Here is a 15,354-nt window from a genome sequence, read left to right as displayed (position 1 = left end):
TGTCCTACTCTGCCGATACTAGCGCGTCACACTTTGATGCGCAGATAAAATCGTTTTTATGCAGACCTTTGATAGAGTGACTCCACCACGTTACGGTAACCTTACCCCATTCCAACAAAATAGAAGGATGGTGGAACTCATCTTCTGCCAGTTCCGCGATTTTGTTACTGAAAGCCCATGCTTGTTTGAAGTTCTTAAATTTATACACCTTTTCTAGTTGAGGTATATCTTCTCTTTCAATGATCTGCCAATCAGACAATTGCAGCAGCAGAGATTGTTGTTCTTCTTTGCTTAGTGCAATGGCATCGATACTACAAGCTTCGCATTTTTGTTCATTCAACATGAGCAGGTTCCTTTGGTTCAAAAAGTGGAGGAAGCAGTCCAGCTTCAATCGCTAGATCGGCTTGTTTCAATAAATTTAACTGACTGATTTTAAAAAGCTGAGAAAAGTCATCAATCACGTAATACTTCGGTTGCATGATGTCGATACGATAAGGCGTTCTCAGCACTGTTTGTAATTCAAATGGGTCGCGAATTGCTACATCACTCTCTAATGCGTAGAGGGTTTCGCCAGGAGATGAAAGAATACCACCACCGTAAATTTTGGTTTTGTCCCCTTCTTTCACCAAGCCAAACTCTACGGTAAACCAGTAGAGGCGAGCGAGATAGGCTCTTTGTTTTGGGGTAACGGCTTGCCCTAGTTGACCATAATGCTCGGTAAATGCAGCAAAGTCTGGGTTGGTTAACATCGCGCAATGACCAAATATTTCGTGGAAGAAATCTGGCTCCTGTAAGTAATCGAACTCATCTCTTGTACGCAAGAATGTGGCGACTGGAAAGCGCTTATTACCGAGTAGATTAAAAAATCGGTCGAAATCAATAAGCGCGGGAACGGGCTCCACTTGCCAACCTGTTGTCTCCATCAAGACACGATTAATTTCTGGTAACTGAGGAACGCGGTCTTGAGGTAAATCAAGCAGCGTCAAACCGTGTAAATAAGCCTCACAAGCTCTGTTTTGGATCACACCCATTTGTCGTGTTACCAAATCTCGCCAAATCGCGTCTTCTTCACGGCTCCATTCAACCCTGCCTTCCTGGTTTACGGGTTTAGAACGATACTGGGTCATGGCTCATCTCCATTAACAAATCCTTTACATTAAGCCTATCTGTAGTCTTAAGAGCTTCCAATCCCTGCGCGATTTTCTCAGCATCATCCCGATGTAACATATTGTTTACAACTCATCGTAACTGCATGATTTTTATGACACGATATAATATCTGGCTTGTTTGACTTTATCGTGTATTCCTCTCAAACTAAAACCTGTTATCACTTTGTTATAGAGGGACCTATGCGCGAGAGCAGCAAAGTATGGCAACCGAGCGAAAGTCGTATCGAAGAAGCCAACATTACACAGTTTATTGAACACATTAATCGACAAGGAAATACCCTTGAAAGCTTCGCTGATCTGCATCAATGGTCACTCGATCATGCAGAAAAATTTTGGCAGGAAGTTTGGCTATTCTGCGACGTCATTGGTACTCAGGGAGAGACCATAAAAGAGCGAGCAGAAAGTCGCTGGCAGCAACCTGTTGAAAATAGGGATATAAAATGGTTCCCAAACGCGCAAATTAACTACGCCGAAAATTTGCTAACCTACGCGTGTCACCAACCCGATGATCTCGCGATTTGGTTTGAAAATGAACGTGAAGAAAAACAGACCTACACCTGGAAACAATTGTGCGAAGAAGTTTCGAGTGTGCAGCAATGGTTGAAAGAATGTGGAATTAAGCAAGGTGATGTCGTCGCTGGTTATTTACCTCACCTACCTCAAACGGTGATAGCTATGCTAGCAACCACCAGTTTAGGGGCGACCTGGACTTCCACCTCACCTGATTTTGGCGTCGAAAGCGTTTTGGAGCGCTTTGGTCAAGTGAAACCCAAAATCCTGTTTACTTGTGATGGCTATACATTCAATGGCAAAACTTTCGATATGTCTGAGAAAAACCAGCATATTGCGGATCATCTTGATGGTCTTAAACAAGTTTGCCAAATTAGCTACCTTAAACCACACATTTTTGAATGCGATGTCTGCACCCAAGATTGGCAAAACGTCTTGAATCAATACACACCCGAAGCGCTGACTTTTACTCGTGTGAATTTTAACGATCCGCTATTTGTGCTTTATTCTTCAGGCACAACAGGCAAACCGAAATGCATCGTTCATTCCGTCGGCGGAACGGTGCTTAATCACTTGAAAGAGCATCAACTGCATTGCGATATTCAACCGAACGACAGAGTGTTTTACTACACAACCTGCGGCTGGATGATGTGGAACTGGCACGTTTCTTCACTCGCGAGCGGTGCATGTTTGGTGATTTTTGATGGTAGCCCTGTTTACCCCACTCATAATGTGCTCTGGGACCTCGCAGAACAAGCCGAAGTGACGCTATTTGGAACCTCAGCAAAATACCTAGAGGCGCTGGAAAAAGCATCTTTTTCTCCGCAGAAAAGTGATGCAATTTCAAGTCTGAAAACCATTTGTTCGACTGGCTCTGTTCTGTATCCAGAACAGTTTGATTATGTCTATCAGCACATTAAAGAAGATGTACACCTCGCCTCGATTTCTGGCGGAACAGACATTTGTGGCTGCTTTGTATTAGGCAACCCTATTTCTCCCGTTTATCGGGGAGAGTGCCAATCAGCAGGGTTAGGGGTCGATGTCCGAGTCTTTAACCCACAAGGTAATAGCGTAATGGGAGAGCGCGGTGAGTTGGTTTGTGCCAATTCATTACCCAACTTCCCTGCTGGCTTTTGGAACGACACCGGTGAGAGATATCATCGCGCTTATTGGGATAAGTTCGACAATATTTGGCACCACGGCGATGATGTTGAACAGACTCGCGTTGGGGGATACGTGTTTTATGGTCGAAGTGATACCACGTTGAATCCCGGTGGCGTAAGAATCGGCACGGCCGAAATCTATCAGCAAGTGAACTGTATAGACGGTATTCTAGATTCGATCGCAGTAGGAAAAGAAGTCGATCGCAACGAACAAATATGGCTGTTTGTCCAATTAGTCAAAGGGGTAGAGCTCAATGACGAGATGATCGCTTCCATCAAAGCACAGCTAAAGTCTGCATGTTCTCCAAGGCATGTACCTAGTGCGATTTACGCAATAAGCGATATACCTAAGACACGCTCAGGAAAGCTGGTCGAGTTAGCCGTTAAGCAAGTCGTTAACAACCGAAACGTCGAAAATTTAGGCGCAATAGCCAACCCTGAAGTGCTGGAGGAGATAAGCAGAATAATCGTCTAAAAATAACCTCCGAAGACTTAGTTGTTCGAGTATGTCCTTGCCTGCACCACGACGACTTGTTTAGAGCAAGTGAAGTTACACATACCCTCAGCAGATAAGAAAAAAGCGAGCTTGTTAGCTCGCTTTTGTCAATTTTTGTTCTTTATTCAGCGGTATTAGCGACGACCAAGCCCCATTAATACCGACATTGTTTTACCATCAGATGTAATGTCAAAAACGTGTTGCGATTCAACTTCAGTAAAACCCGCTTCTTTCAGTGCACGCTCAGACTTCGCAAGGGTAAAACCGTCTTGTTCACATTCTGCAATCCAATCAAAATGAACAAAATAGCCGCCGTGGTTAAGTAGAGAATGCGAGATCGTTAATGACGCGTCTAAGTCTTCCACGAACGCTAAAACTGATGATGCAACCACCAAGTCGAACTGTCCACGAAACGCAGGGTGCTGAGCAACCAAGCCGCGAGATAATGCATCTACCACAGGTTCTACGTTGACGAGCTCTTTTTTATCGAGTTCCTCAATCATGGCTTCCGATGCGTCTAATGCTACGATGTCTTTAACCATCGGTGACAATCGTTGACTTAACTGCCCTGTTCCGCATCCAAAATCTAGTACTTTAATGCCATCAAGCTGAGTTAGCTGTTGTAACTGCTCAAACACCGACTGCGCAAATTGCTCTGTTGCTGGATTTGATTCCCAGTTTTTTGCTAAGCCGTCCCAATCTTGTGCCATCGTGGCCTCCATGTTCACTTTTTGTAACCCACATAGATTACCGCAAAACCGTTAAAAGACCATAGACTTATCTGGCGGATTCGCGTTTTTTTCGATAATCTTTCATGGCTTTGGGAGCGCATCTGCATAATACCCAAATTATTTGAATTCATTTATTGGTTGTGTCAAATCATGAACTTAACTCAAGTAGAAGCCTTCTGCACCATCGCTGAGTGTGGTTCTGTTTCTGAAGCGGCAAGGCAACTCGACTGCAATCGCACCAAACTCAGCATGTCGATTAAGGCATTAGAGAAAGATCTCGACGTTGAATTGTTTAACCGAACTGGCAACCAGCTCACCCTCTCTGAAGCTGGGAAAGCCATTTACAAAGATTGCGAACACCTACTTATCATCGCACAACGGGTCAGAAAGACCTGCGCTCAAATCTCGGAAGGGTTTAACGCGGAAGTTTGGGTAGCACGTGACGACTCCTTACCTGATGATCTCTGGCAAGAATTATCTCATACATTGAATAACCGCTTTCCTTCAACAACCTTCAACTTAATCTTGGCATCCAGTGGCGACTTAGCCAACTTGGTCAGTACCCACCAAGTAGATTTTGCTTTCGGCGTTGATTATGAGCGAGTAGACGATCCTCGTATCGTATATAACCCTTTAGGTAAGATACGTATGATGTCAGTATGCAGTGTAGAACACCGCCTAAGTAAGATGCGCCGTGTCTCAGACGAAGATCTACGTAGTCAGATGCAAGCACTAATGGTGTACCTAAATGAGAAAGACAACCCTGAACTGCAACCTTTCTCGACTCGATATATTGGTTTTTCGAGTTTTGACTACATGCTGAACACCATCTTAGAAGAAGACGCTTGGGGCGTGCTTCCTGAACCATTAATCCGCCATTACCTTCGTCAGCAGAAGCTCGCCGTTATCAAACACACATACGGATTGACGCAAGAAGACTACTGTATGTTTTCACCTAACGGCCATACTGAGCATCCTGCAATGACGTGGTTAGCAGATAAATTGAGCGAGTATTTATTTGACTTCTAAACATTTTATCAGTGAGCGTCAATTTTACTGACACCAAAAAACCACAGTAAGCCGTTGTTTTATAAGAACATAAATAAAAGCGCAATTTTTTAGATTAGTTACTGGTCACTTTGTGGTTGCCTAAATTACCTTATGAGCGAAGAATAGTAAGGTATTAAAATTCAAAGGCATCTTTTATGTGTGACAGGACAAGCAAAAACGAAAACCGTATTCTAACCATTTCAGCCCTTTTGGCATCTGGGTTCGCTGCTGGTGGTATGGTACTTGGCTTGCTTGTAGGCTCAATTGTCATCGTGTTTGACGGTGTTTACTCTTTGGTCAGCTTACTGTTAACTTTATTGTCACTGGCCGCTTCTTACTATATTAACAAACCTTCAAAATCTGTATTCCCATTTGGAAAAGCGGTCTTAGAACCAATCGTTATTGCGATAAAAGCAGCCGTCATTTTAGTGGTTGTAAGCTTCTCTCTCTACTCTGCGATATCAGCATTGATGTCTGGAGGTCGCGAGGTCGATGCTTCTATTGCGACCTTATTCGGCATCGTGAATGTTATCGGCTGTGGTTACGCTTGGTGGTTTATGGCGAAACGCAGCCGCCGCTTCTCATCAGGCTTGATTGAAGCGGAGAAAAAACAGTGGCAAATGGATACTTTGTTGAGTGTGGCGGTGACCGTAGGATTTATCTCGGCTTGGGCTGTTTCACTAACGCCATTTTCTGAGTATGCAGTATATGCCGACCCCATGATGATGGTTTTAATGGGCTTTTACTTCCTCAAAGTACCGTTCGATATGCTAGTAGGTGCCCTACGTGAACTACTAATGATGACACCAAGCAAAGAGCTGTGTCAGAGCGTTGGCAAAGATGTTCTTGAGATTGAAAAAGTGACTGAGCATCAATTGAAACTGGCTGGCGTAACGAAGGTGGGCCAAGAGCTACGAGTAAATGTGGACGTACATATTGATGACGACACATTGGAGCTTGATACACTAGAGCACACTCGTAAGCAGCTTATCAAGCGACTGTCGAAGCACAGATTCAAGCTTCAACTACACTTGAACGTCGCTTATTAGAGCGCCACCAAAGAGCCGTTAAAACTCAATAAAAAGCTCCCAATCTCGGGAGCTTTTTTAATTTTTTCGATTTAGTTGCTTCGTATTCGAATACAGCTCGCAAGGGAGATCTGTTCGTTGCTCACTTAAATTCTCTGATCTCGTTGGTAACTTACCCAGCCGCTTCGCGCTTCTCTTTGGTGACTAACCAACACATCAGCGAGCCCACCGTTACCATCACAACGCCCTGCCAAAAACTATGGCTCAGAGTTACGCCAAGAATAATGGAAGAAAATAAAGCGGAAAAAATGGGCGTGAAGTAAGACAAGGTGGCGAGAAAAACCATATTGCCGCCAACGATCGCGATATTCCATAAACCATAACCACCAGCCATTAAAGCCGCAGAAGCCACTAAGTACCCCATCGCTTCCCAACTGAATGTCATTGGTGGCTCATCCGTAAACGCATATTTGACCCAAAGCGAAACAGCTGTTGCAATGAAAAACAGGGTAATCGCATTATGTTTAGATTGCTGCCTTTGGGTTAAGTTGCAATAAAAAGCCCATATAACCGCGCCAGCGAAAGCCATAAAATACACCAGAGGGTTACTACTAACATTGGACATGATCTGAGTTATGGATAAGCCATTCTCACCGCTCACAGTCCAAGCAACCCCAACAAACGCCAGCGTAACTGCGGGATAAAGCAACCAGTTTGTTTTTTTATTGCTGCCAAGGACCGCAAATAAAACCGTCAGTGCGGGCCAAAGGTAGTTGACAATCGACACCTCAATTGCCTGCGCGCGCGAGTTGGAATATCCCAAAGATAGAGCGAGAAATATTTCATAGCAGACGAACATCGCACCACCAAGCGCAAGATACTTGGGAGAAAAGTAAGACAACTTTGGAATACCGACCACGATAAGAAGGAAAACAGAGCTAAGAGAGTACAACATGGCTGCCCCGCCTACAGGACCTAAACTCTCCGTAACCAACCTCGCGATGCCAAGCAGACAACTCCAAGAGAGAATCGCGATACAACCATAAAGTGTGAAACGAAATTGCACTGATTTCATGTGACCTACCACTCACGAATGCCAAAGGAAACGTCAGCTTAACTCAAAAATGATCAGGTTCAACGTACTGTTTTATAAAAATCAGTATAAAAATCATTCTATTAAGCCGTTGGAGTCGATATGAAACATTTTCTGCCCTCTAGTGTTATGCTTACACCCTTTGTTGTGCGCTACTATGATGAAGATGACAACGAGAGTGAAAACGTTAAAACACATTCGGAAACGCATGGTCTAGATAGCGAAGAGCAATCTAAGGAACGTTCAGAGTAAAGGAATCCAAACATGAAAAAAGTCGCAGTCATTTTAAGTGGTTCAGGCGTTTACGACGGTTCTGAGATCCACGAAGCAGTGTTGGCGCTCTACGCCATCGAGAAAGCAGGGGCAACTTGGCACTGCTTTGCACCTAACATTGACCAACTCCATGTCATCAATCACCTAACTGGTGACGAAATGGATGAAACCCGTAACGTCTTGATCGAATCAGCTCGTATCGCACGCGGAAACATTGACGATGTTGCCAAACTTAACGTTGATGAATACGATGCCCTACTGCTTCCAGGTGGATTTGGTGCTGCGAAAAACTTAACCGACTTCGCCGTTTCAGGTGCAGAGTGCTCCATTAACACACACGTAGCTCAAGCTTGTCGCGCGTTTGCTAATGCGAAAAAACCAGCTGGCTATCTGTGTATTTCTCCTGTCATTATTCCGATGATTTATGAGCAAGGCGTGAAAGGAACGGTAGGCAACGATGAGGCAGTCTCAATAGCATTTAATCAAATGGGCGGTGAACACACCACGTGCCCTGTCGAAGACATCGTTTTTGATGAAAAACACCTCGTACTTTCAACCCCTGCTTACATGTTGGCAGAAAATATCTCTCAAGCGGCTTCAGGTATCGAAAAGTTAGTATCAAAACTGATTAAAATAGCTTAATTATTAGTAGTTAGCTTATAAAACACTTCCCTATCCCCATTGATAATTAAGTTATTAATGGGGATTTTTTATACTTTAGTCGAATTTAGAGATATATCCGCGTCAGAAGTCAATTTCTGCCAATCGTTTGCGTCCATAGTTTCATATTTGTTCTACTTTATATCAGTGTTGCACTTATACGCAGTGCAACAAGATCACTGTCACAGTTTTTCTCTTGCAAGTACCTCTAAGTGGGTAAACTTGCTTTAGATCAACTTCAATCTGGAAACGAATGTGCGACAGTAAATGGCAAATTAAGAAAGATTATTAAAAATAACGACGGAGCTATCCAATATGACAAGTGCATTTTTTATCCCTACGGTAAACCTAATGGGCGCTGGTTGTTTGAAAGACGCAGCAGACAGCATCCAATCTCAAGGCTTTAAAAAAGGTTTGATCGTTACGGATAAGATCCTTAACCAAATCGGTGTAGTCAAACAAGTTCAAGACCTTCTCACTGAGCGCGATGTAGCAACCGTTGTGTTTGATGGCACTCAACCAAATCCAACTATCAGCAACGTTAACGACGGCTTAGCACTTCTTACTGATAACGAATGTGACTTCGTTATCTCTCTAGGTGGTGGTTCACCACACGACTGTGCGAAAGGTATCGCGCTTGTTGCTTCTAACGGCGGCAAAATCGCAGATTACGAAGGCGTAGACCAATCTGCAAAACCAATGATGCCACTTATCGCGATCAACACGACGGCAGGTACTGCATCGGAAATGACGCGTTTCTGCATCATCACTGACGAAGAGCGTCACATTAAGATGGCTATCGTTGATAAGCACACAACACCGCTTATCTCGGTAAACGATCCAGAGCTAATGCTCGCTAAACCTGCTTCGCTAACTGCGGCAACAGGTATGGATGCCCTAACTCACGCGATTGAAGCTTACGTATCTATCGCGGCAACACCAATCACTGATGCGGTAGCAATCAAAGCGATTGAGCTTATCCAAGCGTACCTACGCACAGCAGTGAAAAACGGTGAAGATCTAGAAGCTCGTGAACAAATGGCATACGCACAGTTCATGGCGGGTATGGCATTCAACAACGCGTCTCTAGGTTACGTACACGCAATGGCACACCAGCTAGGTGGTTTCTACGACCTTCCACACGGTGTTTGTAACGCGATTCTTCTACCTCACGTACAGCGCTATAACGCGCAAGTATGTCCTGAGCGTCTACGTGATGTAGCGAAAGCAATGGGCGTAAACGTAGAGGGCATGTCTGCTGAAGCGGGTGCAGCGGCAGCAATCGACGCTATCGTTACTCTAGCGAAAGATGTGGGTATCCCAGCAGGTATTAAAGAGCTTGGTGCGAAACTAGAAGACATCCCAACACTAGCAGACAACGCACTGAAAGACGCTTGTGGTTTCACTAACCCTAAACAAGCAACTCACGAAGAAATTTCTAAGATCTTCGAAGAAGCGATGTAATCTCGCTACATAAACAATTCTCTAGCCTTAATTCAATCCCCGATCTCGTATCGGGGATTTTTTACATTCATATACAAGTGAATCTCTGCCAAACATAGTCTTTTAGTGTTAGCTTTTAAGTATTAACACGATTCATATTGGAAGGAACCATGAGAACGATTGCTGCTGCCCTACTCACTTGTTTATCCTTTTCTGCCAACGCTGCCGAATACCGCGCGAACGAGGTGGCGAATGGATTTCAGATCCCTTGGGGGATCGAGTTTTTAGATAACCAACGCGTTATTGTCAATGAAAAGAACGGTACGGTTTCGTTGCTGGATATCAGCACAGGCAAACCTCAAAAGCTGTTTAACGTCCCCAATGTGAACACCAGTGGACAAGCCGGCTTATTGGATGTCGCGCGCGCACCGAATGCCGATAAGCAAAACCCGCAACTCTTCTTTACCTACAGCAAGCGCACGAGCAAAGGCAATACGGTGGCGTTAGCGACGGCGCAATTGCAAAACAATCAACTTGTGGGTTGGAACGATCTCTTTGTTGCTGATGCCATCACCGACACAGGGCGTCACTACGGCAGTCGACTTTCATTTGTAGACGACAAAGTTTACTTCTCAATCGGTGACCGTGGCGAACGTGATAATGGGCAAGACACTCAAACCCATGCTGGCAGTATTCTTCGCCTTAACCTTGATGGTTCGGTTCCACAAGACAACCCATTCAAACCTTCCGAAGCTCGTCCTGAGATATGGAGTTACGGGCACCGCAACCCACAAGGTATGTTTTACGACGAAGCAACTAAACAGCTGTGGTCGATTGAGCATGGACCACGCGGTGGCGATGAAATTAATCTAATCAAGAAAGGCGCAAACTACGGCTGGGCAAAAGTCTCTCATGGTAAAGAATATTGGGGACCGTTGGACGTTGGGGAAGCTAAGTCGTTACCGGGAATGGAAGATCCCAAGCTGGTATACATCCCTTCTATCGCACCCAGTAATATGATTTTGTACCGTGGTGATAAATACCCAGAATTGGACGGGAAAATCCTCGCAGGCGCATTGAAACTGGCGCACATCAACGTGGTTTCTATTGATAATGGCAAGCTCACCGAATCAAAAAGATTGATGGAGAGTCTTGGTGAACGAGTAAGAGATATAACCATCAGCCCCGATGGCTATATCTATTTTTCTACCGACAGCGGCAAAATCTTTCGTCTTGAGGAAAGGTAATCAAACACTAAAATCGTTAAGGCTATATAATTTGTGACGTACTAGTGATTTATTTTCGTACAATCTAAGCAGAAGAATCTAAACTTAACAATAACCTTTTGTTTTTTAAAACGATAGTTCGGTTAAGTTGTACGAGGTCATTATGATTCCATTCCCTTTACAGCTCGATAAAATTAAAGCCGTGGTGTTTGATTTAGACAACACCTTGGTGAGTTCTGATATGAACTTCGGCGAATTGCGACAACAGCTTGGCTGTCCGCAGAGTGAAGATCTATTGGATTTTGTCGACGCACTTGAGCACCCTCATCATCGAGAGCACGCTCATAACGTGATATTTGATTACGAGATTTCTGATGCTGAGCAGTCTGCTCCAATGATTGGCTGCCATGAATTACTCGCCCACTTGCATCAAAATGAAATCAAAACCGCTATCGTGACGCGCAACTGCCAAATCGCCACGCAGCGCAAACTAGAGCACAACCAAATCTCTGTGGAGCGAGTCATCACTCGTGAATGCTTCCCGCCCAAGCCAGACCCATTGTCTTTACAGGTGTTGGCGCAAGAGTGGCGTTTGATGCCTGATGAAGTGCTTTATGTCGGCGATTACCTTTACGACTTACAGGCAGCGTATAACGCGCAGATGCCCTCTTGCCTTGTGCACCATGGGAATCAAGAAACCTTCAATGACTCAGCCTCGTTGGCGCTTAATGAACTCAGTGATTTATTGAGCCGTTTCGAATCCTTACCACGCAAATAAAGCACACACAAAAAATACGCAAACAAAAAAAGGGGCACCAACGTGCCCCTTATGACTTATTCCCGATTGTTTCATGCGTTCCCAAGGATTGCTTGGGTGATGCGCTGCTTAGCCTTGTAGGTAAGCGTTAAGCATCCACATTAATTTTTCTTGCTCACGGATGTAGTCACCCATCAATGCCGCTGTACCTTCGTCATCTGCTTCACCCGCGTTTTGTAGAATCTCACGCTGTTTTAGAAGTAGAACGCTAAAGCCTTGAACCAGACCTTGTACACACTCCTCACCAGAAGTCGCGTTTTGATGTTCTTTAATTTCACTTGCTTCCAAGTAGTTGCTGAATGCGTGCGCTGGCGTATGACCCAAAGTTAGAATACGCTCTGCAAGCTCATCGATTTTTGTTTGTAGATCAGTGTAGATCTCTTCAAATTTTACGTGCAGTTCGAAGAATTGCGCACCTTTAATATTCCAGTGGTAACCGCGAGAGTTCATGTACAACACTTGGTAATGCGCTAGCAGTTGATTTAACTGTTGAGCTAGTTGTGCTGATTGTTCGCTGTCTAGACCAATTAGGCTTACTTGTTTGTTCATAATCTTGCTCCTAGAAGGATGATACCAATCGTAGTAACTAACAATTCTCTTACTGGGATTGGTATAAAGTTTAAAAATTCTTTTGCAGTATTTGCTGCCGATGGAGTCATATTACGACTCCGGCTCGGTGAAGAGAATTTGGTTTTAACTATGATTTAAATAGCTAAATCCAATGAGCAAGTAGACGAATATCGGCGTATCATCCAACAAAAAGCCCCAACCCTTTTTGTGTAAAAAGGATTGGGCTTTTTTACTATTTGGTTAACGTTCAAAAGTAGATGAACAGACGTAAACCTTATCTACGCCGTTTTAAAAGTTGCCATCTGTTGATTCAGCTCGGTAACTTGCTCTTTTACTTGCAATGATGTCTCTGATGCACGTTGGCTGTTATTCGAAACCTCATCCACTGATTGAGTAATACCGGACATCAATCCAGTGATCGAATTGGTCGCATGAGATTGCTGCTCTGCCGCTGCCGCAAGCTCTGCCATTTGTTCATTCAAGGAACCTATTTGCTCAGTAGTAACAAGCAAACGAGTTACCGCTTTTTCAATGTGCTCAGCGCCCTGCTCCGCAAGTGATTGACTGTGTTCAATCTCCTCAACCACAGAATTGGTCGAGCGTTGAATCGCATTGATGATGCCGTTGATTTCTGTCGTCGATTGAGTAGTGCGCGTCGCTAACATGCGTACTTCGTCCGCCACAACCGCAAAGCCTCGTCCTTGGTCACCCGCACGCGCTGCTTCTATCGCGGCATTCAATGCCAGTAAGTTAGTTTGTTCTGCTAAGCCTTCAATCACCTCTGTAACTCGGCCAATGGCTTCGCTCTCTTTGCTTAACTGTGTTACTTGCGTACTCGCGGTTTCAATGCTGCCGTGCAAGCTTTCCATGGTGACTTTGTTTTGCTCTAAAGCATCACGACCTTGTTCAATCTCGCCTTTTGAGTCAGAAAGCTTCTGCACCGATTGATTGGCTTGATCTAGGGTGTTACGCGCGGCTAAAGCGATTTCATCCAATTGGCTTCCCATTTCAACAATGCTGGTCTGTTGCTGTTCAACATTCGATGAGGTGACTTGCGCCGATTCCAACAAAGCTCCCATGCTGGTATCCACTTGGTGCGCTTTCTCACTCACCCCTGCCACGATGCTCGCTAACGATTGGTTCATGCGGTTAATCGAATCGGTAAGGTCTGCCAATTCATCTTTCCCAACAACAGTGAGCGGAGGCTGAGAAACGTCTCCTGAAGCGATCGTCTTTGCACGCTCCGATAAGTTTTTCACTCGGCGACCAATGGTGTTGCCCATGTATTTTGAAATCGCTACTGCGGCAAACAAAACTAATGCTGCTGCAATCAACATAGTGGTCAGTACGTTCTTGATCGACTGATTAATACCCTGTCCACTTTGATCAGCACGACTTTGCTGAGCCAATACGATCGTTTCTAAACTTTGGTCTAGTGCATCCGCTGCTGGCAACAGTTCATTCGCCATTAACAAGTTTGATTCGTTCCATTCTGGCGATTGACGCAATGCAATCACCTGCTCTGCTAAAGGAAAGTACAGTTGCTGCATTTCTTTAAACAGTGACCACAGTGATTGGTCGTTATCGGTAAGTCTGTCGAGTTTGCTGTCGATTTCCGCCACGGACTGATTGTGGTACTTAATCAAGTCGTGGTATTTGTCCAAATGATCTTGCTGCCCGTACAACAGGAAATCTCGCAAAGCAGACAGTGCATTGGCGAGGGAGGTATAGCTGTCGGCGTAGACTTTAAACAAACGCTTTCTGTCCCCACCAAATGGGTTCCCTGACTCTTCGTTGATTAAGCTTTGAAGCTGATCAAGTGCCACTTCTGCAATGGGTGCCGCTTCGTTAATAAAGAGGTTATGCGCGGGTAAGTTCTCATCACTGTGGCTAAGTTCAATCAACTTGTTTAGAGAAACTTTTACCGCATCCCACTGGGTTTGAATCGCTTGAAAATCCTGTTCAGAGATCAAAGCCTGCAACGTTGGAAGCGACTCGTCTGTAGATGCCATGATATTGCGTACGTCCTCACTCAGACGTGCGCTCGCCTCTTCATCGCCACCTAGCAACATGTAGGCTCGAATAGAAGACAGCGACGCTTGAACGGACTGTTGGATACCGCGACTGGTGTCGACGGTCGGTAAATCGGATTTAAGTAACGAAGAGGCGTATTGCTCTACGGTAGTGACGTTGCGATACGTGAATACCGCTGATGCCATAAAAAGTACGGCTAGCAGCACAAAACTGAGCTGCAACTTCCCTGATATCGTAAGGTTCATCCATAAACTCCTGACAACGATGAGCCTTAAATATAACGATGTTTACAAAAATGTTAAATACTGGTATCAAAAGTTACTAAGAAAACCATGTAAATCACTATTTTAAGCCGATAAATAGGGCTTATTTGAAGTATGGTATGCGCTCACTACGTAAAATCAGATAATTAACGTAAGTCGTTTCTAAGCAGTCTTGATCCCACAACGAAAGAATCCGCTTAGTGGCGAAGTAGTAATCTTTATTACGCAGTAGCACACCCACCGTGCGGCTGAGCTGCTTAAAGCGCTGTTGCTCATTAGCAGAGATGTAATTGTCTTCATTTTGAATGATCGGCGCCAATCCATCGGCAAACCAATTGTTCAGAATTTCACGCATCTCTAGTTCTGACTCCGGCACATCCATACACGACAACTCACGATGCAGTGGCGGCGGTACTATGTACTTTGACGCTTTTGGCGAACTGACATAACGGTACATGTCGCTCCTCCTTGTAAATGACTCTTATACCCAAGTGACTTCAAGATGCAGGATTCAGAGCGTTGTCATTGATTCGGGGTCAAGGAAAACAACGCAGCGTAATAGTCAGCTCTTTCCAAGTTGTTTGACACAGAAGCCGAGTCAATGACACGCTCCCGAAGGGCGAGCTGTCTTGGTTTGTATACTTTGTTGTCGATTCTTGATTTAGACCCACTAGACCTTTAAATCGCCGCTGCGTCTACAAACCAAGCCATTCTCGCTGAACCTAACATCTCGAGGTTACTTGGGTATAAACTAGCTAAGAATACTTTTTTCAATTTCCAAGTTTTTTTCTAGAGCTCATAGAAAGAAGACCAACAAAAAAGCCATGC

15 protein-coding genes are annotated in these 15,354 nt (G+C 44.6%); 8 read left to right on the top strand and 7 right to left on the bottom strand.

What is annotated here, in order from left to right; translation table 11 throughout:
- Positions 1-4: 4 nt before the first annotated feature.
- Together R7F64_RS03155 and phhA are read right to left on the bottom strand one after the other, a co-directional pair.
- Positions 5-343, bottom strand: a complete 339-nt coding sequence (locus tag R7F64_RS03155; protein ID WP_104976512.1) for a 4a-hydroxytetrahydrobiopterin dehydratase — start codon at positions 341-343, stop codon at positions 5-7.
- Positions 333-1,127, bottom strand: coding sequence for a phenylalanine 4-monooxygenase (gene phhA / locus R7F64_RS03150; protein ID WP_318071450.1), 795 nt, complete (start codon positions 1,125-1,127; stop codon positions 333-335). The genes R7F64_RS03155 and phhA overlap by 11 nt, the downstream gene beginning before the upstream one ends.
- A 222-nt stretch (positions 1,128-1,349) precedes the next feature.
- Between phhA and R7F64_RS03145 the strand changes: the two genes are divergently transcribed.
- Positions 1,350-3,317, top strand: coding sequence for an acetoacetate--CoA ligase (locus tag R7F64_RS03145; protein WP_318071449.1), 1,968 nt, complete (start codon positions 1,350-1,352; stop codon positions 3,315-3,317).
- Positions 3,318-3,472: 155 nt separating this feature from the next.
- On the opposite strand, the gene R7F64_RS03140 is transcribed toward R7F64_RS03145, so the two are convergent.
- Entirely contained in the window at positions 3,473-4,048 is a 576-nt protein-coding gene (locus R7F64_RS03140) for a class I SAM-dependent DNA methyltransferase (protein WP_017821100.1), read from the bottom strand.
- A gap of 171 nt (positions 4,049-4,219) precedes the next feature.
- Here R7F64_RS03140 and R7F64_RS03135 point away from each other — a divergent pair, with 171 nt between their 5' ends.
- The gene (locus R7F64_RS03135; RefSeq protein ID WP_005375568.1) at positions 4,220-5,098 is read left to right on the top strand and encodes a LysR family transcriptional regulator; all 879 of its coding nucleotides are present in this window, start codon (positions 4,220-4,222) and stop codon (positions 5,096-5,098) included.
- Between the two features lie 176 nt (positions 5,099-5,274).
- Positions 5,275-6,168, top strand: coding sequence for a cation diffusion facilitator family transporter (locus R7F64_RS03130; RefSeq protein WP_005389400.1), 894 nt, complete (start codon positions 5,275-5,277; stop codon positions 6,166-6,168).
- Between the two features lie 151 nt (positions 6,169-6,319).
- On the opposite strand, the gene yddG is transcribed toward R7F64_RS03130, so the two are convergent.
- A complete protein-coding gene (yddG, locus tag R7F64_RS03125) occupies positions 6,320-7,222 on the bottom strand; it encodes an aromatic amino acid DMT transporter YddG (protein WP_005389394.1) in 903 nt (300 codons plus the stop codon).
- Positions 7,223-7,342: 120 nt separating this feature from the next.
- On the opposite strand from yddG, the gene R7F64_RS03120 reads away from it, so the two are divergent.
- The 5 genes from R7F64_RS03120 to R7F64_RS03100 all read left to right on the top strand — a co-directional run bounded on the left by R7F64_RS03120 (position 7,343) and on the right by R7F64_RS03100 (position 11,620).
- On the top strand, positions 7,343-7,492 hold the full coding sequence (locus tag R7F64_RS03120; RefSeq protein ID WP_017634379.1) for a hypothetical protein: 150 nt from the start codon (positions 7,343-7,345) through the stop codon (positions 7,490-7,492).
- Positions 7,493-7,504: 12 nt separating this feature from the next.
- Positions 7,505-8,155, top strand: a complete 651-nt coding sequence (elbB, locus tag R7F64_RS03115) for an isoprenoid biosynthesis glyoxalase ElbB (protein ID WP_017634378.1) — start codon at positions 7,505-7,507, stop codon at positions 8,153-8,155.
- A gap of 333 nt (positions 8,156-8,488) precedes the next feature.
- Positions 8,489-9,637, top strand: coding sequence for an L-threonine dehydrogenase (gene yiaY, locus R7F64_RS03110; RefSeq protein ID WP_005442614.1), 1,149 nt, complete (start codon positions 8,489-8,491; stop codon positions 9,635-9,637).
- A gap of 149 nt (positions 9,638-9,786) precedes the next feature.
- Entirely contained in the window at positions 9,787-10,863 is a 1,077-nt protein-coding gene (locus R7F64_RS03105) for a PQQ-dependent sugar dehydrogenase (RefSeq protein WP_213899610.1), read from the top strand.
- Between the two features lie 142 nt (positions 10,864-11,005).
- Entirely contained in the window at positions 11,006-11,620 is a 615-nt protein-coding gene (locus R7F64_RS03100; RefSeq protein ID WP_318071448.1) for an HAD family hydrolase, read from the top strand.
- A 108-nt stretch (positions 11,621-11,728) separates the two neighbouring features.
- Here the strand turns inward: R7F64_RS03100 and R7F64_RS03095 are convergent, their stop codons facing one another.
- From R7F64_RS03095 to R7F64_RS03085, 3 genes are all read right to left on the bottom strand, one after another.
- Positions 11,729-12,208 (bottom strand): Dps family protein, encoded by a 480-nt coding sequence (locus R7F64_RS03095; protein ID WP_005388254.1) that lies wholly within the window; start codon positions 12,206-12,208, stop codon positions 11,729-11,731.
- Between the two features lie 299 nt (positions 12,209-12,507).
- Entirely contained in the window at positions 12,508-14,508 is a 2,001-nt protein-coding gene (locus tag R7F64_RS03090; RefSeq protein WP_151515434.1) for a methyl-accepting chemotaxis protein, read from the bottom strand.
- Positions 14,509-14,629: 121 nt separating this feature from the next.
- The gene (locus R7F64_RS03085) at positions 14,630-14,983 is read right to left on the bottom strand and encodes a hypothetical protein (RefSeq protein ID WP_005388258.1); all 354 of its coding nucleotides are present in this window, start codon (positions 14,981-14,983) and stop codon (positions 14,630-14,632) included.
- Between the last annotated feature and the right edge of the window lie 371 nt (positions 14,984-15,354).

The sequence above is a fragment of the Vibrio sp. Vb1980 genome, assembly GCF_033338615.1.
Taxonomy (GTDB): domain Bacteria; phylum Pseudomonadota; class Gammaproteobacteria; order Enterobacterales; family Vibrionaceae; genus Vibrio; species Vibrio alginolyticus.
This window is presented reverse-complemented; position numbering and strand designations above follow the sequence as displayed.